Source organism: Pseudomonas sp. efr-133-TYG-5 (assembly GCF_030209175.1).
In the GTDB taxonomy this organism is placed as follows: Bacteria; Pseudomonadota; Gammaproteobacteria; order Pseudomonadales; family Pseudomonadaceae; genus Aquipseudomonas.
In genome coordinates this window covers 318,121-340,767 of the sequence record NZ_JARVSM010000002.1, presented here as the reverse complement: position 1 = coordinate 340,767, position 22,647 = coordinate 318,121, and the positions used below count along the sequence as shown (strand labels likewise).

Annotated in this window: 20 protein-coding genes and 4 tRNA genes; all 24 read left to right on the top strand. The window is 55.8% G+C overall.

The features are described from left to right. The first annotated feature begins 142 nt into the window (after window positions 1-142). The 24 genes from birA (at window position 143) to rplW (ending at window position 22,641) form a co-directional block, all read left to right on the top strand. Window positions 143-1,096, top strand: a complete 954-nt coding sequence (gene birA, locus QRN70_RS13835; protein WP_285418557.1) for a bifunctional biotin--[acetyl-CoA-carboxylase] ligase/biotin operon repressor BirA — start codon at window positions 143-145, stop codon at window positions 1,094-1,096. Then, window positions 1,086-1,835 carry a pantothenate kinase gene (locus QRN70_RS13830; RefSeq protein ID WP_285418556.1) on the top strand — a complete coding sequence of 250 codons (750 nt, stop codon included), beginning with the start codon at window positions 1,086-1,088 and terminating at the stop codon, window positions 1,833-1,835. The genes birA and QRN70_RS13830 overlap by 11 nt, the downstream gene beginning before the upstream one ends. Before the next feature lie 7 nt (window positions 1,836-1,842). Then, window positions 1,843-2,280 carry a hypothetical protein gene (locus tag QRN70_RS13825; protein WP_285418555.1) on the top strand — a complete coding sequence of 146 codons (438 nt, stop codon included), beginning with the start codon at window positions 1,843-1,845 and terminating at the stop codon, window positions 2,278-2,280. 143 nt (window positions 2,281-2,423) lie between these two features. After that, window positions 2,424-2,508: transfer RNA gene (locus QRN70_RS13820), tRNA-Tyr, on the top strand. A gap of 25 nt (window positions 2,509-2,533) precedes the next feature. Beyond that, a tRNA-Gly gene (locus QRN70_RS13815) sits at window positions 2,534-2,607 on the top strand. Between the two features lie 26 nt (window positions 2,608-2,633). Beyond that, window positions 2,634-2,709 (top strand) — tRNA-Thr (locus QRN70_RS13810). An 85-nt stretch (window positions 2,710-2,794) separates the two neighbouring features. After that, on the top strand, window positions 2,795-3,988 hold the full coding sequence (gene tuf / locus QRN70_RS13805; RefSeq protein WP_044465331.1) for an elongation factor Tu: 1,194 nt from the start codon (window positions 2,795-2,797) through the stop codon (window positions 3,986-3,988). Window positions 3,989-4,041: 53 nt separating this feature from the next. Beyond that, window positions 4,042-4,117: transfer RNA gene (locus QRN70_RS13800), tRNA-Trp, on the top strand. Between the two features lie 45 nt (window positions 4,118-4,162). Beyond that, complete coding sequence (gene secE, locus QRN70_RS13795; RefSeq protein ID WP_007916493.1) at window positions 4,163-4,531, top strand: preprotein translocase subunit SecE; 369 nt, start codon at window positions 4,163-4,165, stop codon at window positions 4,529-4,531. Between the two features lie 9 nt (window positions 4,532-4,540). Next, window positions 4,541-5,074, top strand: a complete 534-nt coding sequence (nusG, locus tag QRN70_RS13790) for a transcription termination/antitermination protein NusG (protein ID WP_007957598.1) — start codon at window positions 4,541-4,543, stop codon at window positions 5,072-5,074. Window positions 5,075-5,191: 117 nt separating this feature from the next. Next, window positions 5,192-5,623, top strand: a complete 432-nt coding sequence (gene rplK, locus QRN70_RS13785) for a 50S ribosomal protein L11 (RefSeq protein WP_003228756.1) — start codon at window positions 5,192-5,194, stop codon at window positions 5,621-5,623. Continuing rightward, entirely contained in the window at window positions 5,623-6,318 is a 696-nt protein-coding gene (gene rplA / locus QRN70_RS13780; protein WP_003228754.1) for a 50S ribosomal protein L1, read from the top strand. Before rplK ends, rplA begins: the two co-directional genes overlap by 1 nt. A 197-nt stretch (window positions 6,319-6,515) precedes the next feature. Further along, the gene (gene rplJ, locus QRN70_RS13775) at window positions 6,516-7,016 is read left to right on the top strand and encodes a 50S ribosomal protein L10 (protein WP_285418554.1); all 501 of its coding nucleotides are present in this window, start codon (window positions 6,516-6,518) and stop codon (window positions 7,014-7,016) included. Between the two features lie 74 nt (window positions 7,017-7,090). Continuing rightward, a complete protein-coding gene (rplL, locus tag QRN70_RS13770) occupies window positions 7,091-7,456 on the top strand; it encodes a 50S ribosomal protein L7/L12 (protein WP_003228750.1) in 366 nt (121 codons plus the stop codon). 221 nt (window positions 7,457-7,677) lie between these two features. Further along, window positions 7,678-11,751 carry a DNA-directed RNA polymerase subunit beta gene (gene rpoB, locus QRN70_RS13765; protein ID WP_285418553.1) on the top strand — a complete coding sequence of 1,358 codons (4,074 nt, stop codon included), beginning with the start codon at window positions 7,678-7,680 and terminating at the stop codon, window positions 11,749-11,751. A gap of 63 nt (window positions 11,752-11,814) precedes the next feature. Beyond that, window positions 11,815-16,014, top strand: coding sequence for a DNA-directed RNA polymerase subunit beta' (gene rpoC, locus QRN70_RS13760; RefSeq protein ID WP_285418552.1), 4,200 nt, complete (start codon window positions 11,815-11,817; stop codon window positions 16,012-16,014). Window positions 16,015-16,230: 216 nt separating this feature from the next. Further along, complete coding sequence (gene rpsL, locus QRN70_RS13755; protein ID WP_003186084.1) at window positions 16,231-16,602, top strand: 30S ribosomal protein S12; 372 nt, start codon at window positions 16,231-16,233, stop codon at window positions 16,600-16,602. A 108-nt stretch (window positions 16,603-16,710) separates the two neighbouring features. Continuing rightward, window positions 16,711-17,184 (top strand): 30S ribosomal protein S7, encoded by a 474-nt coding sequence (rpsG, locus tag QRN70_RS13750; protein WP_016772941.1) that lies wholly within the window; start codon window positions 16,711-16,713, stop codon window positions 17,182-17,184. Window positions 17,185-17,214: 30 nt separating this feature from the next. Beyond that, window positions 17,215-19,320 (top strand): elongation factor G, encoded by a 2,106-nt coding sequence (gene fusA / locus QRN70_RS13745; protein ID WP_285418551.1) that lies wholly within the window; start codon window positions 17,215-17,217, stop codon window positions 19,318-19,320. A gap of 31 nt (window positions 19,321-19,351) precedes the next feature. Beyond that, complete coding sequence (gene tuf / locus QRN70_RS13740) at window positions 19,352-20,545, top strand: elongation factor Tu (RefSeq protein WP_252875195.1); 1,194 nt, start codon at window positions 19,352-19,354, stop codon at window positions 20,543-20,545. Between the two features lie 157 nt (window positions 20,546-20,702). Next, the gene (rpsJ, locus tag QRN70_RS13735) at window positions 20,703-21,014 is read left to right on the top strand and encodes a 30S ribosomal protein S10 (RefSeq protein ID WP_003186070.1); all 312 of its coding nucleotides are present in this window, start codon (window positions 20,703-20,705) and stop codon (window positions 21,012-21,014) included. A gap of 80 nt (window positions 21,015-21,094) precedes the next feature. Further along, window positions 21,095-21,730, top strand: coding sequence for a 50S ribosomal protein L3 (gene rplC, locus QRN70_RS13730; RefSeq protein ID WP_003228738.1), 636 nt, complete (start codon window positions 21,095-21,097; stop codon window positions 21,728-21,730). A gap of 12 nt (window positions 21,731-21,742) precedes the next feature. Next, on the top strand, window positions 21,743-22,345 hold the full coding sequence (rplD, locus tag QRN70_RS13725; RefSeq protein ID WP_003228735.1) for a 50S ribosomal protein L4: 603 nt from the start codon (window positions 21,743-21,745) through the stop codon (window positions 22,343-22,345). Next, a complete protein-coding gene (gene rplW / locus QRN70_RS13720) occupies window positions 22,342-22,641 on the top strand; it encodes a 50S ribosomal protein L23 (RefSeq protein ID WP_002555488.1) in 300 nt (99 codons plus the stop codon). The genes rplD and rplW overlap by 4 nt, the downstream gene beginning before the upstream one ends. Window positions 22,642-22,647 lie beyond the last annotated feature (6 nt).

Genomic DNA, 22,647 nt, shown 5'->3' with positions numbered 1-22,647 from the left:
TCGTCAAGATTAAATTCCGAAACCCCAATTGCGAAAGCAGTTGGGGTTTTGTTTTACCCGCAGGAAAGTCGCTCAACTTGATTTCTATGCAACGGCCCGGTGCATGGCTATTATTCGGGCCTCATTGTGAGGCGAAACCTGCATGCTGACGTTGTTGAATCTTTTGAAGGATGGCCGTTTTCATTCTGGGCAGGCTTTGGGTGTTGCCCTGGGCATCAGTCGAAGTGCGGTGTGGAAACAGTTGCAGCATCTCGAGGCTGAACTTGGGCTGACTATCCACAAAGTCCGTGGAAGAGGCTATCAACTCGCGGATCCATTGACGTTGCTCGACGCTGAAAAAATAGCAGTGAGCACTCCTGGCTGGCCGATCTCCATTTTTGACTCAATTGATTCCACCAATGCTGAAGCGTTGCGTGCCGTCGATCGTGGGCAAACTGCACCATTCCTGGTGCTGGCCGAGCGCCAGGTTTCGGGGCGCGGGCGAAGAGGGCGCAAGTGGGCCAGTCCGTTTGCGGAAAACCTCTATTACAGCCTTGTCCTGCGAATCGATGGCGGCATGCGTCGTCTGGAGGGGCTGAGCCTGGTCGTTGGCTTGGCGGTCATGCAGGCCTTGCGCAAGGCAGGTGTACCGGATGCCGGATTGAAGTGGCCAAATGATGTGTTGGTCGGTGACAAAAAGATTGCCGGCATTCTGCTGGAGCTTGTTGGGGACCCGGCGGACGTCTGTCACGTGGTCCTGGGCATTGGTATCAACGTGAACATGCAGGCCACTGATGAAGTTGATCAACGGTGGACCTCCGTGAGGCTTGAGTCAGGCAGAATTTGTGATCGCAACGTCTTGGCGGCTGAATTAAATAGTCAGTTGCGGGCATACCTGCAGCGCCATGAGTCCGAAGGCTTCTCAGGGCTCCAGGCAGAATGGGAGGCCAATCACCTATGGCAGGGGCGTCCTGTTTCGTTGATTGCAGGTGTCAACCAAATAGAGGGCGTGGTGCAAGGCATCGATAATCAGGGTGCTTTGCGCTTGAAGGTGAATGGCGTGGAAAAAGTCTTTAGCGGTGGTGAGCTCAGCCTGAGGTTGCGTGATGATTCTTGAGCTCGACTGCGGCAACAGCTTTATCAAGTGGCGTGTGCTGGTTTGTACGGCCGGTCCGGTATTTGCTGAAGGGATCGTGGACTCTGATCAAGGTTTGCTTGATGGGTTGCAAGCGCTTGCAGGTTTGTCGCTGCGCAAGTGTCGCCTGGTCAGTGTAAGAACGATCGAGGAGACGGAGACGTTAATCCAGGCTATTGAGCGGGCGTTTGGCATTGCTGTGGTTTGCGCGGCGCCTGCCCGCGAAATGTCCGGGGTCAGGAATGGATATGATGAGTTCGAGCGATTAGGGCTCGACCGCTGGTTGGCTATGCTCGGCGGGTTTCATCTGGCCTCAGGTGCTTGCCTGGTGCTCGATTTTGGCACCGCGGTGACCGCAGATTTCATTGCTGCAGATGGCGAGCACCTGGGCGGATTCATTTGCCCCGGCATGCCGCTGATGCGCAATCAGTTGCGCACTCACACCCGAAAGATTCGCTATGGAGATGTGGCGGCTGAGCGAGCTTTGACCAGTCAGGCGCCGGGGCGAAGCACGGTAGAGGCGGTCGAGCGTGGTTGTTCATTGATGCTGCAGGGATTCGTGTTGACGCAACTGCAGATGGCACGAGCTTACTGGGGGGCGGACTTTACAGTCTTCATCACCGGTGGTGATGCGAGCCTGGTTTCCGATGTTGCGCCACAAGCCAGGGTGGTACCTGATCTGGTTTTCGTGGGTTTGGCTATGGCATGTCCTTTGTCCTGAGGTTTGTATGCGTTGGTTGTTTCTGTTGTTGCTGGTTCTCAATGTGTTTTATTACGTTTGGCATCAGCAGGAGGCTCCCCTACGTGCCAAGGATGTGACACCGCTTAATCTTTATCGCGGTTCACAGCAGGATATTCGGCTTCTGAGCGAGGCGGGCGACGGCTCTCGAGCCAAGCCGAGTGGCTCAGCGGTCGATGATCGGTGTCTATATGTGGGTGGGTTGTCTCGTCAGGAGGCTATCCAGGGGCTGCTGCGGCGCTTGAATGACCTGGGTGTAAAGGCTCAGATGGTGCCGGAAGATCAGCAAGCGACGGGCTACTGGTTGAAAGTTGCTCCTGAAAGCCAGCGATTGCTGGGTGATGTTCAACTGCAAAACCTTTCCAAGGAATTCAATGAGTTAAAACATAAAATAATGCAGTGTGAGGGGGTTGCACCTGCCGAATAGTTTGCATAGAATGGCGCCCGCTCCACAGCGAAGACCTAAACAGGTATTCAAAGTGAGGCGATGTCAACGCAGCTAACCTCAGGTTTTTTAATGAGAAAATGCTTGACAGGGGTTTGGCATAGTATAGAATGCCGGCCTGATTAGGAGGGGTTCCCGAGCGGCCAAAGGGATCAGACTGTAAATCTGACGTCTACGACTTCGAAGGTTCGAATCCTTCTCCCTCCACCAGATTTTAGCGTGAGCTGCAGGCTCCGCGGGTATAGTTTAGTGGTAGAACCTCAGCCTTCCAAGCTGATGATGCGGGTTCGATTCCCGCTACCCGCTCCAAGTTTGCAGGTTGTGCAAAGTGTTACGCTCTTGTAGCTCAGTTGGTAGAGCACACCCTTGGTAAGGGTGAGGTCAGCGGTTCAAATCCGCTCAAGAGCTCCATATAACAAGGCAGATATGAAAATATCTGCCTTTGTTTTAATGGTCAACGTAGTTCGCTTAATTCTACTCTTAAGGGGTGATTTCGATGGCTAAGGAAAAATTCGAACGTAACAAGCCGCACGTCAACGTCGGTACCATTGGTCACGTCGACCACGGTAAAACCACTTTGACCGCTGCTCTGACTCGCGTTTGCTCCGAAGTTTTCGGTTCCGCAGTTGTTGACTTCGACAAGATCGACAGCGCCCCGGAAGAGAAGGCTCGTGGTATCACCATCAATACTGCGCACGTAGAGTACGATTCGAACATTCGTCACTACGCGCACGTTGATTGCCCGGGTCACGCTGACTACGTGAAGAACATGATCACCGGTGCTGCCCAGATGGACGGCGCAATCCTGGTTTGCTCGGCCGCTGATGGTCCGATGCCACAAACCCGTGAGCACATCCTGCTGTCCCGTCAGGTAGGCGTTCCGTACATCGTGGTTTTCCTGAACAAGGCTGACCTGGTAGACGACGCTGAGCTGCTGGAACTGGTTGAGATGGAAGTTCGCGATCTGCTGTCCACCTATGACTTCCCAGGCGACGACACTCCGATCATCATCGGTTCGGCTCGTATGGCGCTGGAAGGCAAAGACGACAACGAGATGGGCACCACCGCTGTCAAGAAGCTGGTGGAAACTCTGGATACCTACATTCCAGAGCCGGAGCGTGCTATCGATAAGCCGTTCCTGATGCCAATCGAAGACGTATTCTCGATCTCGGGTCGTGGTACCGTTGTGACTGGTCGTGTTGAGCGTGGCATCGTGCGCATCCAGGAAGAAGTAGAGATCGTTGGTCTGCGCGATACTCAGAAAACTACCTGCACCGGTGTTGAAATGTTCCGCAAGCTGCTCGACGAAGGTCGTGCTGGCGAGAACTGCGGCGTTCTGCTGCGTGGTACCAAGCGTGACGACGTTGAGCGTGGCCAGGTTCTGGTTAAGCCAGGTTCGGTTAAGCCGCACACCAAGTTCACCGCAGAGGTTTACGTTCTGAGCAAGGAAGAGGGCGGTCGTCACACTCCGTTCTTCAAAGGCTACCGTCCACAGTTCTACTTCCGTACTACTGACGTGACTGGTAACTGCGAGCTGCCAGAAGGCGTTGAAATGGTAATGCCAGGTGACAACATTCAGATGACTGTTACCCTGATCAAAACCATCGCAATGGAAGACGGTCTGCGTTTCGCTATCCGTGAAGGCGGTCGTACCGTCGGCGCTGGCGTCGTAGCCAAAGTTATCGAATAAGCTGTTGTAATGTCTTTTTCAGGCCGGCATAATGGTCGGCCTGATTTTGTTTTAGGTCAGTAGCTCAATTGGCAGAGCGACGGTCTCCAAAACCGTAGGTTGGGGGTTCGATTCCCTCCTGACCTGCCAGATTCACTCGGTGTGTCTGGCTTTCTTTTCACAGGATCTTCATAGATGACTCCTAAAGCTGAAGCTCAAGGCTCTCGCTTCGATCTGCTCAAGTGGCTTGTAGTAGTCGCTTTGGTAGTTGTTGGCGTTGTTGGCAATCAGTATTATTCTGCTTCGCCGATCCTGTACCGTGTACTCGCATTGCTTGTGATTGCTGCCGTAGCTGCCTTTGTAGGCTTGCAGACGGCCAAGGGCAAGTCTTTCTTTGTACTGGTTAAGGAAGCGCGCACCGAGATTCGTAAAGTCGTTTGGCCAACTCGTCAAGAAACCACGCAGACCACGCTGATTGTGGTGGCTGTTGTCCTGGTTATGGCGTTGCTGTTGTGGGGGCTTGATTCCCTGCTCGGCTGGCTTGTTTCCTTGATTGTCGGCTAAGGGTGTCCCGTGGCTAAGCGTTGGTATGTTGTGCATGCTTACTCGGGTTACGAGAAGCATGTGATGCGCTCGCTCATCGAGCGCGTGAAGCTGGCTGGCATGGAAGATGGCTTCGGCGAAATTCTGGTTCCCACTGAAGAAGTGGTTGAAATGCGTAATGGCCAGAAGCGCAAAAGCGAGCGGAAGTTCTTCCCAGGCTACGTGCTGGTTCAGATGGATATGAATGAGGGTACTTGGCACTTGGTCAAGGATACTCCTCGGGTGATGGGTTTCATCGGCGGAACCGCTGATAAACCAGCACCGATTACGGACAAAGAGGCAGAAGCGATTCTGCGTCGCGTTGCTGACGGTAGCGACAAGCCGAAGCCGAAGACACTGTTCGAGCCAGGTGAGACGGTACGTGTCAATGACGGTCCATTCGCCGATTTCAATGGCGTCGTTGAAGAAGTTAACTACGAAAAGAGCCGGATCCAAGTGGCGGTGCTCATTTTCGGTCGCTCTACTCCGGTAGAGCTGGAGTTCAGTCAGGTCGAAAAGGTCTAACTGAGCAAGCATCCCAACCCCGCAGCCCTAGGCTGTGGGGTTTTGTCGTCACTGGGATAAACGCGCAAGTAACCGGGGAGCCTTTCGAGGCGTTCGAACCCGTAATTGGAGTGCCTCATGGCCAAGAAGATTACCGCTTACATCAAGCTGCAAGTGAAGGCCGCTCAGGCTAACCCAAGTCCACCGGTTGGTCCTGCTCTGGGTCAGCACGGCGTGAACATCATGGAATTCTGCAAAGCTTTCAACGCCCGTACCCAGGGTCTGGAAGCAGGTCTGCCGACTCCAGTGATCATCACTGTCTACAGCGACCGCAGCTTCACTTTCGAAACCAAATCCACCCCTGCTTCGGTTCTGCTGAAGAAAGCGGCCGGTCTGACCAGCGGTTCCGCTCGTCCGAACACCGTTAAGGTTGGCACCGTTACCCGTGCTCAGCTGGAAGAAATCGCGAAAACCAAAAACGCGGATCTGACTGCAGCTGATATGGATGCAGCCGTGCGTACTATCGCCGGTTCTGCTCGTAGCATGGGCCTTAACGTGGAGGGTGTGTAATGGCTAAGCTGACCAAGCGTCAAAAGGCTATCGCCGGCAAAATCGAAGCAGGCAAGGCCTACAACATTGTAGACGCCGCTGCACTGCTGGCCGAGCTGTCGACTGTCAAGTTCAGCGAGTCGTTTGACGTTGCTGTAAACCTGGGCGTAGACCCGCGTAAATCCGACCAGGTCGTACGTAGCGCTACTGTGCTGCCACACGGCACTGGCAAGACCGTTCGCGTTGCTGTGTTCACCCAAGGTCCAGCTGCCGAGGCCGCTCTGGCTGCCGGCGCTGACCGTGTAGGCATGGACGACCTGGCTGCCGAAATGAAAGGCGGCGACCTGAACTACGACGTAGTGATCGCATCCCCGGATGCCATGCGCGTTGTTGGTCAACTGGGTCAGATCCTCGGTCCACGTGGCCTGATGCCTAACCCGAAAGTCGGCACCGTAACTCCAGACGTAGCTACCGCTGTGAAGAACGCGAAGGCTGGTCAGGTTCGTTATCGCACCGACAAAAACGGCATCATCCACACCTCCGTTGGCAAGATCGGTTTCGACGCCGTCAAGCTGAAGGAAAACGTTGAAGCCCTGATCGCTGACCTGAAGCGTATCAAGCCAGCTTCTTCGAAAGGCATCTACGTCAAGCGCGTTACCCTGAGCACCACCATGGGCCCAGGTCTGGTCATCGACCAGAGCTCGCTGGACGCGTAAGACAAAAGTTGGCGCGATTGTTCGCGCCAATTGAAAGATTGGGGTCCCTGCCTGGCGGGGGCTATCCAAGACCGTAGGCGGCGCAAGCCTTAAACCACAAGCCTACGCAGATGGTGCTCCCGGTTCCTTACCGAATCAGACACCAAAACGACATTCGGTCTGACCGAATGAAACGGTAACAAGCAGGAGTTAAACCCGTGGCAATTAATCTCGAAGACAAGAAGGCCATCGTCGCTGAAGTCAACGAGGCTGCCAAAGTCGCTCTGTCCGCTGTCGTGGTTGATGCCCGTGGCGTAACAGTAGGCGCAATGACCGGACTCCGTAAAGAGGCTCGTGAAGCTGGCGTTTACGTACGTGTTGTACGTAACACCCTGCTCAAGCGCGCTGTTGCTGACACTCAATACAGTGTCCTCAACGACGCGTTCACCGGCCCGACCCTGATTGCATTCTCGAACGAACATCCGGGCGCTGCTGCCCGTATCTTCAAAGAGTTTGCCAAGGGTCAGGACAAGTTCGAGATCAAGGCAGCTGCGTTCGAGGGCAAGTTCCTCGCAGCTAATCAGATCGACGTACTGGCAACTCTGCCGACCCGTGACGAAGCAATTTCTCAGCTGATGAGCGTGATTCAAGGCGCTACCAGCAAATTGGCTCGTACTCTGGCGGCAATTCGCGACCAGAAAGAAGCTGCTGCAGCCTAAGGCTCGTCAACTTCTCGCGTTTTTTGTTTATTTCGATGGTCGCGTAGGCCGTCCCCCAATTCAGGAATTGAGTCATGTCTCTGACTAACGAACAAATCATCGAAGCAATCGGCCAGAAATCCGTAGTGGAAATCGTTGAGCTGATCAAAGCGATGGAAGAAACCTTCGGCGTTACCGCTGCTGCCGCTTCGGCTGGCCCAGCTGCTGCTGCCGCTGTTGTTGAAGAGCAAACCGAGTTCAACGTTGTTCTGCTGGAAGCTGGCGAGAAGAAGGTTAACGTGATCAAGGCAGTTCGTGAACTGACCGGTCTGGGCCTGAAAGAAGCCAAAGAGAAAGTAGACGGCGCTCCTCAGGTTGTAGCTGAAGGCGTTTCGAAAGAAGCTGCTGAAGACGCTAAGAAGAAGCTGGAAGAAGCAGGCGCTAAAGTCGAGCTGAAATAAGTATCGACTTTGCTCCTCCAGCCCGAGCGTCAAGCGACAGGCTGATGGCTGGTGGCTCTTGCCACCGGCCTTTTTCCGTTATTGGCAGCCGACTGGGTCGGTGCTGATAAAGGCGCTGTAACCACCCGATGCGGTGGCGCAAACCATGGGGTTTGCACGATTTTCTGGCTGCTCCCGTCGGGAGGGGCCAAACAAGCAGGTGACCAAGCTGGGGAACGCTGATGGCTTACTCATATACTGAGAAAAAACGTATCCGCAAGGACTTTAGCAAGTTGCCGGACGTCATGGATGTGCCGTACCTCCTGGCCATCCAGCTGGATTCGTATCGTGAATTCTTGCAAGCGGGAGCGACTAAAGATCAGTTCCGCGACGTGGGCCTGCATGCGGCCTTCAAATCCGTTTTCCCGATCATCAGCTACTCCGGCAATGCTGCGCTGGAGTACGTCGGTTATCGCCTGGGCGAACCGGCATTTGATGTCAAAGAATGCGTATTGCGCGGTGTAACTTTCGCCGTACCTTTACGGGTAAAAGTGCGCCTGATCATTTTCGACAAAGAATCGTCGAACAAAGCGATCAAGGACATCAAAGAGCAAGAAGTCTACATGGGTGAAATCCCCCTGATGACTGAGAACGGTACCTTCGTAATCAACGGTACCGAGCGTGTGATCGTTTCCCAGCTGCACCGTTCCCCGGGCGTGTTCTTCGACCACGACCGTGGCAAGACGCACAGCTCCGGCAAACTGCTGTACTCCGCGCGCATCATCCCTTACCGCGGTTCGTGGCTGGACTTCGAGTTCGACCCGAAAGACTGCGTATTCGTGCGTATCGACCGTCGTCGCAAGCTGCCGGCCTCGGTACTGCTGCGCGCGCTCGGTTATACCACCGAGGAAGTGCTGGACGCGTTCTACACCACCAACGTATTCCACGTTAAAGGCGAAGGCCTGAGCCTGGAGCTGGTGCCTCAGCGCCTGCGCGGTGAAGTGGCTGTCCTCGATATCCAGGACGACAAGGGCAAGGTGATTGTCGAGCAGGGCCGTCGTATTACTGCCCGCCACATCAACCAGCTGGAAAAAGCCGGGATCAAAGAGCTGGACGTGCCTCTGGACTACGTCCTGGGTCGCACCACCGCCAAGGTCATCGTGCATCCGGCCACCGGCGAAATCCTGGCAGAGTGCAACACCGAGCTGACCACCGAAGTCCTGGCGAAAATCGCCAAGGCCGGTGTCGTTCGCATCGAAACTCTGTACACCAACGACATCGACTGCGGTCCGTTCGTCTCCGACACGCTGAAGATCGACTCCACCAGCAACCAACTGGAAGCGCTGGTCGAGATCTATCGCATGATGCGTCCTGGCGAGCCGCCAACCAAAGACGCTGCCGAGACCCTGTTCAACAACCTGTTCTTCAGCCCTGAGCGCTACGACCTGTCTGCGGTCGGCCGGATGAAGTTCAACCGTCGTATCGGTCGTACCGAGATCGAAGGTTCGGGCGTGCTGTGCAAGGAAGACATCGTCGCGGTACTGAAGACTCTGGTCGACATCCGTAACGGTAAAGGCATCGTCGATGACATCGACCACCTGGGTAACCGTCGTGTTCGCTGCGTAGGCGAAATGGCCGAGAACCAGTTCCGCGTTGGCCTGGTACGTGTTGAGCGTGCGGTCAAAGAGCGTCTGTCGATGGCAGAAAGCGAAGGCCTGATGCCGCAAGACCTGATCAACGCCAAGCCAGTGGCTGCGGCGGTGAAAGAGTTCTTCGGTTCCAGCCAGCTGTCGCAGTTCATGGACCAGAACAACCCGCTGTCCGAGATTACCCACAAGCGTCGTGTCTCCGCACTCGGCCCTGGCGGTCTGACTCGTGAGCGCGCGGGCTTCGAAGTCCGTGACGTACACCCGACTCACTACGGTCGTGTCTGCCCGATTGAAACGCCGGAAGGTCCGAACATCGGTCTGATCAACTCCCTGGCTGCGTACGCTCGCACCAACCAGTACGGCTTCCTGGAAAGCCCGTACCGTGTGGTGAAAGAGGGTGTGGTCACCGACGAGATCGTGTTCCTGTCCGCTATCGAAGAAGCCGATCACGTGATCGCGCAGGCTTCGGCGACCATGAACGAGCAGAAAGTCCTGATCGACGAACTGGTAGCCGTACGTCACCTGAACGAATTCACCGTCAAGGCGCCGGAAGACGTCACCCTGATGGACGTTTCGCCGAAGCAGGTAGTTTCGGTGGCTGCGTCGCTGATTCCGTTCCTCGAGCACGACGACGCCAACCGTGCGTTGATGGGTTCGAACATGCAGCGTCAAGCTGTACCGACTCTGCGCGCTGACAAGCCGCTGGTAGGTACCGGCATGGAGCGTAACGTGGCTCGCGACTCCGGCGTTTGCGTCGTGGCTCGTCGTGGCGGCGTGATCGATTCCGTCGACGCCAGCCGTATCGTGGTTCGTGTTGCCGATGACGAAGTTGAAACCGGTGAAGCCGGTGTCGACATCTACAACCTGACCAAATACACCCGCTCGAACCAGAACACCTGCATCAACCAGCGTCCGCTGGTGAGCAAGGGTGATCGCGTTCAGCGTAGCGACATCATGGCCGACGGCCCGTCCACCGACATGGGTGAACTGGCACTGGGTCAGAACATGCGCATCGCGTTCATGGCATGGAACGGCTTCAACTTCGAAGACTCCATCTGCCTGTCCGAGCGTGTGGTTCAGGAAGACCGCTTCACCACGATCCACATCCAGGAACTGACCTGTGTGGCCCGTGACACCAAGCTTGGCCCAGAGGAAATCACTGCGGACATCCCGAACGTGGGTGAAGCCGCACTGAACAAGCTGGACGAAGCCGGTATCGTTTACGTAGGTGCTGAAGTAGGCGCAGGCGACATCCTGGTAGGTAAGGTCACTCCGAAAGGCGAGACCCAACTGACTCCGGAAGAAAAACTGCTGCGTGCGATCTTCGGTGAAAAAGCCAGCGACGTTAAAGACACCTCCCTGCGCGTGCCAACCGGCACCAAAGGTACGGTCATCGACGTACAGGTCTTCACCCGTGACGGCGTTGAGCGTGATGCTCGTGCACTGTCGATCGAGAAGTCCCAGCTGGACGAGATCCGCAAGGATCTGAACGAAGAGTTCCGCATCGTTGAAGGCGCGACTTTCGAACGTCTGCGTTCCGCTCTGGTAGGCCACAAGGCTGAAGGCGGCGCCGGCCTGAAGAAAGGTCAGGACATCACCGACGAAGTACTCGACGGTCTCGAGCATGGCCAGTGGTTCAAACTGCGCATGGCTGAAGATGCGCTGAACGAGCAGCTCGAGAAGGCTCAGGCCTACATCGTTGATCGTCGCCGTCTGCTGGACGACAAGTTCGAAGACAAGAAGCGCAAACTGCAGCAGGGCGATGACCTGGCTCCAGGCGTGCTGAAAATCGTCAAGGTTTACCTGGCAATCCGTCGCCGCATCCAGCCGGGCGACAAGATGGCCGGTCGTCACGGTAACAAGGGTGTGGTCTCCGTGATCATGCCGGTTGAAGACATGCCGCACGATGCCAATGGCACCCCGGTCGACGTCGTCCTCAACCCACTGGGCGTACCTTCGCGTATGAACGTTGGTCAGATCCTTGAAACCCACCTGGGCCTCGCGGCCAAGGGCCTGGGCGAGAAGATCAACCGGATGGTCGAAGAGCAGCGTAAAGTCGCTGAACTGCGTACCTTCCTGGACGAGATCTACAACCAGATCGGCGGTCGTAACGAAGATCTGGACAGCTTCTCCGATCAGGAAATCCTGGATCTGGCGAAGAACCTGCGTGGCGGCGTTCCAATGGCCACTCCAGTGTTCGACGGTGCCAAGGAAAGCGAAATCAAGGCCATGCTGAAACTGGCTGACCTGCCAGAAAGCGGCCAGATGCAGCTGACCGACGGCCGTACCGGCAACAAGTTCGAGCGTCCAGTTACCGTTGGCTACATGTACATGCTGAAGCTGAACCACTTGGTAGACGACAAGATGCACGCGCGTTCTACCGGTTCGTACAGCCTGGTTACCCAGCAGCCGCTGGGTGGTAAGGCGCAGTTCGGTGGTCAGCGTTTCGGGGAGATGGAGGTCTGGGCACTGGAAGCATACGGTGCTGCTTACACTCTGCAAGAAATGCTCACAGTGAAGTCGGACGATGTGAACGGCCGGACCAAGATGTACAAAAACATCGTGGACGGCGATCACCGTATGGAGCCGGGCATGCCCGAGTCCTTCAACGTGTTGATCAAGGAAATTCGTTCCCTCGGCATCGATATCGATCTGGAAACCGAATAACACGTGACGCGATCGAGAGCGGGGCAGGATTGCCCGCTCTCTGCTCCGCCAGGAGGAAAGGCCTTGAAAGACCTACTGAATTTGCTGAAAAACCAGGGTCAAGTCGAAGAGTTCGACGCCATCCGTATCGGATTGGCCTCGCCTGAGATGATCCGCTCGTGGTCGTTCGGTGAAGTTAAAAAGCCGGAAACCATCAACTACCGTACGTTCAAACCAGAGCGTGACGGTCTGTTCTGCGCCAAGATCTTTGGCCCGGTAAAGGATTACGAGTGCCTGTGCGGTAAGTACAAGCGCTTGAAGCACCGTGGTGTGATCTGCGAGAAGTGCGGCGTTGAAGTTGCACTGGCCAAGGTTCGTCGTGAGCGCATGGCGCACATCGAACTGGCTTCGCCGGTTGCCCACATCTGGTTCCTGAAATCGCTGCCGTCGCGTATCGGCCTGCTGATGGACATGACCCTGCGTGATATCGAGCGCGTTCTCTATTTCGAGAGCTATGTCGTTATCGACCCGGGCATGACCACCCTTGAAAAGGGTCAGCTGCTGAACGACGAGCAGTACTTCGAAGCGCTGGAAGAGTTCGGTGACGACTTCGACGCCCGCATGGGTGCTGAAGCGGTCCGTGAACTGCTGCACGCTATCGACCTGGAACACGAGATTGGCCGTCTGCGCGAAGAAATTCCGCAAACCAACTCGGAAACCAAGATCAAGAAGCTGTCCAAGCGTCTGAAGTTGATGGAAGCCTTCCAGGGTTCCGGCAATCTGCCAGAGTGGATGGTGCTGACCGTTCTGCCGGTTCTGCCGCCAGATCTGCGTCCACTGGTCCCGCTGGATGGCGGTCGCTTCGCGACTTCCGACCTCAACGATCTGTATCGTCGAGTGATCAACCGTAACAACCGTTTGAAGCGCCTGCTGGATCTGTCCGCTCCGGACATCATCGTGCGCAACGAAAAGCGTATGTTGCAGGAAGCTGTCGATGCGCTGCTCGACAACGGTCGTCGTGGCCGCGCTATCACCGGTTCGAACAAGCGTCCTCTGAAATCCCTGGCTGACATGATCAAGGGTAAGCAAGGTCGTTTCCGTCAGAACTTGCTCGGTAAGCGTGTTGACTACTCCGGTCGTTCGGTAATTACCGTAGGCCCGACCCTGCGTCTGCATCAGTGCGGTCTGCCGAAGAAGATGGCTCTCGAGCTGTTCAAGCCGTTCATTTTCGGCAAGCTGGAAATGCGTGGTCTGGCGACCACCATCAAGGCCGCCAAGAAAATGGTCGAGCGCGAACTGCCAGAGGTCTGGGACGTTCTCGCTGAAGTGATTCGCGAACACCCGGTTCTGCTCAACCGTGCACCGACCCTTCACCGTCTGGGCATCCAGGCGTTTGAACCGGTACTGATCGAAGGTAAGGCTATCCAGCTGCACCCGCTGGTCTGCGCCGCGTACAACGCCGACTTCGACGGCGACCAAATGGCCGTGCACGTACCGCTGACGCTGGAAGCCCAGCTCGAAGCGCGTGCGTTGATGATGTCGACCAACAACATTCTGTCGCCAGCCAACGGTGAGCCGATCATCGTGCCGTCGCAGGACGTTGTATTGGGTCTGTACTACATGACTCGTGAAGCGATCAACGCCAAGGGCGAAGGTCGTGTATTCGCGGATCTGCAGGAAGTTGACCGTGTGTTCCGTGCCGGCGAAGCCGCACTGCACGCCAAGGTAAAAGTACGTATCAACGAAACCGTCAATGACCGTGACGGCAACAGCGTGAGCGGTACCCGTATCGTCGACACCACCGTCGGCCGTGCGCTGCTGTTCCAGGTTGTGCCAAAAGGTCTGTCGTTCGACGTCGTCAACCTGCCGATGAAGAAGAAGGCGATCTCCAAGCTGATCAACCAGTGCTATCGCGTGGTTGGTCTGAAAGAGACCGTGATCTTCGCTGACCAGTTGATGTACACCGGTTTCGCTTACTCGACCATCTCCGGCGTTTCCATCGGCGTTAACGACTTCGTTATCCCGGACGAAAAAGCCCGCATCATCGGTGCTGCCACCGACGAAGTGAAAGAGATCGAGAGCCAGTACGCCTCCGGCCTGGTAACCCAGGGCGAGAAGTACAACAAAGTGATCGACCTTTGGTCGAAAGCGAACGACGAAGTCTCCAAGGCGATGATGGCCAACCTCTCGAAAGAGAAAGTCATCGACCGTCATGGCGACGAAGTCGACCAAGAGTCCTTCAACTCGATGTACATGATGGCCGACTCGGGTGCGCGGGGTTCCGCAGCACAGATTCGTCAGCTGGCCGGTATGCGTGGTCTGATGGCCAAGCCGGACGGTTCCATCATTGAAACGCCGATTACTGCGAACTTCCGTGAAGGTCTGAGCGTACTCCAGTACTTCATCTCGACTCACGGTGCTCGTAAAGGTCTGGCGGATACCGCGTTGAAAACTGCGAACTCCGGTTACCTGACTCGTCGTCTGGTAGACGTGGCGCAGGATCTGGTTGTAACCGAGATCGATTGCGGCACCGAACACGGTCTGCTGATGACTCCGCACATTGAAGGCGGTGACGTTGTAGAGCCGTTGGGTGAGCGCGTATTGGGTCGTGTTATCGCCCGTGACGTATTCAAGCCAGGCACCGAGGACGTCATCGTTCCTGCCGGTACCCTGGTAGACGAGAAGTGGGTCGAGTTCATCGAGCTGAACAGCATCGACGAAGTGATCGTGCGTTCGCCGATCAGCTGCGAAACCCGCTATGGCATTTGCGCCAAGTGCTACGGCCGTGATCTGGCGCGTGGTCACCAGGTCAACATCGGTGAAGCGGTCGGCGTTATCGCTGCCCAGTCCATCGGTGAGCCGGGTACCCAGCTGACGATGCGTACGTTCCACATCGGTGGTGCGGCAAGCCGTACTTCCGCCGCCGACAGCGTTCAGGTGAAGAATGGCGGTACCGTCCGTCTGCACAACCTGAAACACGTTGAGCGTGTGGACGGCCACCTGGTTGCAGTGTCCCGTTCCGGTGAGCTGGCAATCGCTGACGACTTCGGTCGTGAGCGCGAGCGCTACAAGCTGCCGTACGGTGCCGTGATTTCGGTTAAAGAAGGTGACAAGGTCGACGCTGGCGCAATCGTGGCCAAGTGGGATCCGCACACTCACCCGATTGTTACCGAAATGAAAGGTACCGTGACCTACGTTGGCATGGAAGAAGGCATCACGATCAAGCGTCAGACTGACGAATTGACCGGTATGACCAACATTGAAGTACTCGACGTCAAAGACCGTCCGGCTGCCGGCAAGGACATCCGTCCTGCGGTGAAGATGGTCGACGACAACGGCAAGGATCTGTTGCTGCCAGGCACTGACGTTATCGCTCAGTACTTCCTGCCAGCCAACGCCCTGGTCGGTGTTGCGGACGGTGCGAAGATCGCGATCGGTGACGTTATCGCGCGTATCCCGCAAGAAACTTCGAAGACACGTGACATCACCGGTGGTCTGCCGCGTGTTGCCGACCTGTTCGAAGCCCGTCGTCCGAAAGAAGCGTCGATTCTGGCTGAAGTCAGCGGCACCATCGCGTTCGGTAAAGAGACCAAAGGCAAGCGCCGTCTGGTTATCACCCCGAACGACGGTAGCGATCCGTACGAAGAGCTGATTCCTAAGTGGCGTCACCTGAACGTGTTCGAAGGCGAGCAGGTAAACCGCGGCGAAGTTATCTCCGACGGCCCGAGCGATCCGCACGACATCCTGCGTCTGCTGGGTGTGAGCGCGCTGGCCAAGTACATCGTCAACGAGATTCAGGACGTTTACCGTCTGCAGGGCGTGAAGATCAACGACAAGCACATCGAGACCATCCTGCGTCAGATGCTGCGTAAAGTTGAGATCTCCGAGTCCGGCGACTCCAGCTTCATCAAGGGCGACCAGATGGAACTGACTCACGTTCTGGTAGAGAACGAGCGTCTGAACGCGGAAGACAAGTTCGTCTCCAAGTTCACCCGCGTTCTGTTGGGTATCACCAAGGCGTCGTTGTCAACCGAATCGTTCATCTCGGCGGCTTCCTTCCAGGAAACCACCCGCGTACTGACCGAAGCGGCAGTCACCGGCAAGCGCGATTACCTGCGCGGCCTGAAAGAAAACGTGGTCGTGGGTCGTCTGATCCCGGCCGGTACCGGTCTGGCTTATCACAGCGAGCGCAAGCGTCGTCGTGATGCAGACAAACCGTTGCGCGTAAGCGCCAGTGAAGTGGAAGCTGCACTGACCGAAGCGCTGAACTCGAGCGGTAACTGAGTTCTGCGATAAATGAGCGTAGGGCCCTGATCGCGCCGTTCATCGAATCGAGACAATTTGTCGAGGTTCGGTGGGCGGGGAGGTCGGGGCCTTGCCTTGACTGGGGACAAGATCCTCTTTAGACTCTTGATCCCCTAAATTTGGCGGGAATTCGTTCCTGCCATTTTGCTTTTCTTGCAAGACAATAGCGTCGCAAGACAACAGTGGAGCTAGTAGATGGCAACTATCAACCAGCTGGTACGTCAGCCGCGTAAGCGTATCGTCGAGAAATCCGACGTACCTGCGCTGCAGAACTGCCCGCAACGTCGTGGCGTGTGCACCCGTGTGTACACCACTACGCCGAAAAAACCTAACTCGGCACTGCGTAAAGTATGCCGTGTGCGTCTGACCAACGGTTTCGAGGTTTCCTCGTACATCGGTGGTGAAGGCCACAACCTGCAAGAGCACAGCGTGGTACTGATCCGCGGCGGTCGTGTAAAAGACTTGCCAGGTGTTCGTTACCACACCGTTCGCGGCTCCTTGGATACTTCCGGCGTTAAAGGCCGTAACCAGGGTCGTTCGAAGTACGGTACCAAGCGTCCGAAGTAATCGGCCGTTTTGCAGATTTTCATTTTATTGAGTCGATAAGAGTAAGGTCGGGCACGCATCCACAGGATCTGTCCCGAGCTAACCTGAAGACCGCTTGAGGGCTTATCAATGCCAAGACGTCGCGTAGCAGCAAAGCGTGAGATTCTGGACGATCCGAAATACGGAAGCCAAATCCTCGCCAAATTCATGAACCACGTAATGGAAAGCGGCAAGAAAGCCGTTGCCGAGCGTATCGTTTATGGTGCCCTGGAAACCGTTGCGGCTCGTAAGGCTGGCACCGATCCCCTGGAACTCTTCGAAAAAGCACTCGACGCCATCGCTCCGCTGGTCGAAGTGAAGTCGCGCCGCGTTGGTGGTGCTACTTACCAGGTTCCGGTCGAAGTTCGTCCGTCCCGTCGTAACGCTCTGGCAATGCGCTGGTTGGTAGACTTCGCGCGCAAGCGCGGTGAGAAGTCTATGGCTCTGCGCTTGGCTGGCGAGCTGCTGGATGCTGCTGAAGGTAAAGGTGCTGCTGTTAAGAAGCGTGAAGACGTGCACCGTATGGCCGAAGCTAACAAAGCTTTCTCGCACTACCGCTTCTAATTTTAGCTTCACTAATTTTGCGAGGGCTTTATGGCTCGTACTACTCCGATTAGTCGCTACCGTAACATCGGTATCGTGGCTCACGTGGATGCTGGTAAAACCACCACCACCGAGCGCGTCCTTTTTTACACTGGCAAAAGTCACAAAATGGGCGAGGTGCATGACGGCGCCGCGACCACAGACTGGATGGTTCAGGAGCAGGAGCGTGGTATTACCATTACTTCTGCTGCCATTACCGCCTTCTGGAAAGGTTCCGAGAAGCAGTACCCGCACGAGCACCGCTTCAACGTCATCGATACCCCAGGCCACGTAGACTTCACCATTGAAGTTGAACGTTCCCTGCGCGTACTCGACGGCGCTGTCGTTGTGTTCTGTGGTACTTCGGGTGTTGAGCCGCAGTCGGAAACCGTATGGCGTCAGGCCAACAAATACGGCGTTCCACGTCTTGTTTACGTAAACAAGATGGACCGTGCCGGTGCCAACTTCCTGCGCGTGATCGGTCAGATCAAACAGCGTCTGGGTCACACTCCGGTGCCGATCCAGCTGGCTATCGGTTCGGAAGACAACTTCCAGGGCCAGATCGACCTGATCAACATGCAGGCCGTTTACTGGAACGACTCCGACAAGGGTATGGTCCCTGTTCGCAAGGACATCCCTGCCGAGCTCCAAGAGCTGGCTGAAGAGTGGCGCAGCAACATGGTCGAGGCTGCGGCCGAAGCCAGCGAAGAGCTGATGAACAAGTACCTGGAAGGCGAAGAGCTGTCGATCGAAGAGATCAAGGCTGCTCTGCGTCAGCGTACTATCGCCGGCGAAATCGTTCTGGCCGTTTGCGGTTCTTCGTTCAAGAACAAGGGTGTTCCCCTGGTTCTCGACGCCGTTATCGACTTCCTGCCTGCTCCGACCGACATTCCTGCTATCAAGGGTTCCAACCCTGATAACGAGGAAGAGGAAATGGAGCGTCATGCAAGCGACGACGAGCCTTTCGCGGCTCTGGCGTTCAAGATCGCTACCGACCCATTCGTGGGTACCTTGACCTTCGTCCGTGTTTACTCGGGCGTGTTGAACTCCGGCGACGGCGTGATCAACTCGGTTAAAGGCAAGAAAGAGCGCGTGGGTCGTATGGTGCAAATGCACGCAAACGCCCGTGAAGAGATCAAGGAAGTGCGCGCTGGCGACATCGCGGCCCTGATCGGCATGAAGGACGTCACCACTGGTGAAACCCTCTGCAACGCTGACAAGCCAATCATCCTGGTTCGCATGGACTTCCCGGAGCCGGTTATCTCGGTTGCCGTAGAGCCTAAGACCAAGGATGACCAGGAAAAAATGGGTATCGCACTGGGCAAACTCGCTCAGGAAGACCCGTCTTTCCGCGTTAAAACTGATGAAGAGACTGGTCAGACGATCATCTCCGGCATGGGCGAGCTGCACCTGGACATCCTGGTTGACCGGATGCGCCGTGAGTTCAACGTCGAAGCCAACATCGGCAAGCCTCAAGTTTCGTACCGTGAGCGCATCACGAAGAGCTGCGAAATCGAAGGCAAGTTCGTTCGTCAGTCCGGCGGTCGTGGCCAGTTCGGTCACTGCTGGATCCGTTTTGCTCCTGCTGACGAAGGTCAGGAAGGTCTGCAATTCCTGAACGAAGTAGTAGGTGGTGTGGTTCCTAAGGAATACATCCCGGCTATCCAGAAGGGTATCGAAGAGCAGATGAAGAACGGTGTTGTTGCCGGCTATCCGCTGATCGGCCTGAAGGCTACCGTGTTCGATGGTTCTTACCACGACGTCGACTCCAACGAGATGGCGTTCAAGGTGGCTGCTTCCATGGCGACCAAGCAACTGGCCCAGAAGGGCGGTGGTGAGTTGCTCGAGCCGATCATGGCGGTAGAGGTTGTTACGCCTGAAGACTATATGGGTGATGTGATGGGCGACCTTAACCGTCGTCGCGGCATGATCCAGGGTATGGAAGACACAGTGTCCGGCAAGGTTATCCGTGCCGAGGTTCCACTGGGTGAGATGTTCGGTTATGCGACCGACGTCCGTTCCATGTCTCAGGGTCGCGCAAGCTACTCTATGGAATTCAAAAAATACGATACGGCTCCGTCGCACATCGTCGAATCCGTAACCAAAAAACAAGGCTGATTCAGCCCCTTTAGGCTAGGAGTTAATTGTCGTGGCTAAAGAAAAATTTGATCGTTCCCTACCGCACGTCAACGTTGGCACCATTGGTCACGTTGACCACGGTAAAACCACTCTGACCGCTGCTCTGACTCGCGTTTGCTCCGAAGTTTTCGGTTCGGCCGTAGTTGAATTCGACAAGATCGACAGCGCTCCAGAAGAAAAAGCTCGCGGTATCACCATCAACACCGCTCACGTTGAGTACAACTCGACTATTCGTCACTACGCTCACGTTGACTGCCCGGGTCACGCTGACTACGTGAAGAACATGATCACCGGTGCTGCCCAGATGGACGGCGCGATCCTGGTTTGCTCGGCCGCTGATGGTCCGATGCCACAAACCCGTGAGCACATCCTGCTGTCCCGTCAGGTAGGCGTTCCGTACATCGTGGTTTTCCTGAACAAGGCTGACCTGGTAGACGACGCTGAGCTGCTGGAACTGGTTGAGATGGAAGTTCGCGACCTGCTGTCCACCTATGACTTCCCAGGCGACGACACTCCGATCATCATCGGTTCGGCTCGTATGGCTCTGGAAGGCAAAGACGACAACGAAATGGGCACCACTGCCGTTCGTAAACTGGTTGAAACTCTGGATACCTACATCCCAGAACCAGTTCGTATGGTCGACAAGCCATTCCTGATGCCAATCGAAGACGTATTCTCGATCTCGGGTCGCGGTACTGTTGTGACTGGTCGTATCGAGCGCGGTATCGTTCGCGTTCAAGATGCACTGGAAATCGTTGGTCTGCGTGACACCACCACCACCACCTGCACCGGTGTTGAAATGTTCCGCAAGCTGCTCGACGAAGGTCGTGCTGGCGAGAACTGCGGCGTTCTGCTGCGTGGTACCAAGCGTGACGACGTTGAGCGTGGCCAGGTTCTGGTTAAGCCAGGTTCGGTTAAGCCGCACACCAAGTTCACCGCAGAAGTTTACGTTCTGAGCAAGGAAGAAGGCGGCCGTCACACTCCGTTCTTCAAAGGCTACCGTCCACAGTTCTACTTCCGTACTACTGACGTGACTGGTAACTGCGAGCTGCCAGAAGGCGTTGAAATGGTAATGCCAGGTGACAACATTCAGATGACTGTTACCCTGATCAAAACCATCGCAATGGAAGACGGTCTGCGTTTCGCTATCCGTGAAGGCGGTCGTACCGTCGGCGCTGGCGTCGTAGCCAAAATCATCGAGTAATCTCTTTTATAGAGTCTGCTTGATGAATTGAAAAAGCCCCCGCTCAGCGGGGGCTTTTTTATTGGGTTGACACCTATCAGGGGCGTCTATAGAATTGCGCCTCCTTTTAACGGGCGTATTGCGCCCGGTGGGAATAGCAGCCGGAGTCTGAAATCCAATGCAAAATCAGCAAATCCGTATCAGGTTGAAGGCTTTCGACCATCGCCTGATCGACCAATCAACCCAGGAAATCGTGGAAACCGCGAAACGTACTGGTGCTCAAGTGCGTGGTCCAATTCCACTGCCTACCCGTAAAGAGCGGTTCACCGTTCTGGTTTCCCCGCACGTCAACAAAGACGCGCGTGACCAGTACGAAATCCGCACTCATAAGCGCGTTCTGGACATCGTCCAGCCAACGGATAAAACCGTTGATGCTCTTATGAAGCTTGATCTTGCGGCCGGTGTGGAAGTGCAGATCAGCCTCGGCTAAGACTCGGTCTTGGTCGTGTAACGCTCTGAAATGGGCGGCCATAGCGGGTGAAAGCCCCGTACACTCATGAGGTTTACAACATGACTATTGGTGTAGTCGGTCGTAAATGCGGTATGACCCGTATTTTCACCGAAGAAGGTGTCTCCATTCCGGTCACGGTCATTGAGATCGAGCCGAATCGCGTCACCCAGTTCAAAACTGAAGAGACCGATGGCTATCGTGCAGTGCAAGTCACTGTCGGCGAGCGTCGTGCTTCGCGTGTAACAGCAGCTCAGGCTGGCCACTTCGCCAAGGCGAACGTTGCCGCTGGTCGCACCACCATGGAATTCCGTCTTGAAGAAGGCGAGTACCAGGCTGGCGATCTGATCAACGCTGAAATCTTCGCCGCTGGTCAACTGGTTGATGTAACCGGTCAGTCCAAGGGTAAAGGCTTCCAGGGTACGATCAAGCGTTGGAATTTCCGCGGGCAAGATAACACCCACGGTAACTCCGTATCCCACCGCGTCCCAGGCTCTATCGGCCAGTGCCAGACTCCTGGTCGTGTATTCAAGGGCAAAAAAATGTCCGGTCATATGGGCGCTGAGCGCGTGACCGTGCAGTCCCTGGAAGTAGTGCGCGTGGACGCTGAACGCAATCTGTTGTTGGTCAAGGGCGCTGTTCCTGGCGCTACTGGCGGCAACCTGGTTGTACGTCCAGCAGCCAAGGCTCGCGGTTAAGGGGAAGCTGACATGCAATTAAATGTAAATGACGCTCAAGCGATCGAAGTTTCCGAACTGACATTTGGCGGCGAATTCAACGAGACGCTGGTTCACCAAGCAGTCGTGGCCTACATGGCTGGCGGCCGTCAGGGTAGCAAGCAGCAGAAGACCCGTTCCGACGTTCGTGGTGGCGGCAAGCGCCCATGGCGTCAGAAAGGTACTGGCCGTGCTCGTGCCGGTACTATCCGTAGCCCAATCTGGCGCGGCGGCGGTACCACTTTTGCAGCTCGTCCACAGGATCACTCCCAGAAGCTGAACAAGAAGATGTATCGCGCAGCAATGCGTTCCATCCTTGCTGAGCTGGTGCGTACTGATCGTCTGGTCGTGGTTCAGGATTTCGCAGTTGAAACTCCGAAAACCAAAGATCTGCTGGGCAAACTGAACAACATGAGCCTGACCGACGTTCTGATCGTGTCGGACGCTGTTGATCAGAACCTGTACCTGGCTGCTCGCAACCTGCCGCACGTAGATGTACGTGACGTGCAAGGTTCCGATCCAGTTAGTCTGATCGCATACGACAAGGTGTTGATCACCGTGTCGGCCGTGAAGAAATTCGAGGAGCTGCTGGGATGAACCAGGAACGCGTATTTAAAGTTCTGCTTGGCCCGCACGTTTCCGAGAAGGCTACGGTTCTGGCAGACAAGAAAGGCCAGTTCGTTTTCAAGGTTGCTACTGACGCAACCAAGCTGGAAATCAAGAAGGCCGTCGAAAGCCTGTTCAGCGTGAAAGTTGAGCGTGTTACTACCCTGAACGTTCTGGGTAAGAGCAAGCGCACCGCTCGCGGTCTGGGCAAGCGTAATGACTGGAAGAAGGCAGTTATCTCCCTTCAGCCAGGCCAAGATCTCGATTTCAGCAGCAGTGCTGAGTAAGGAAGG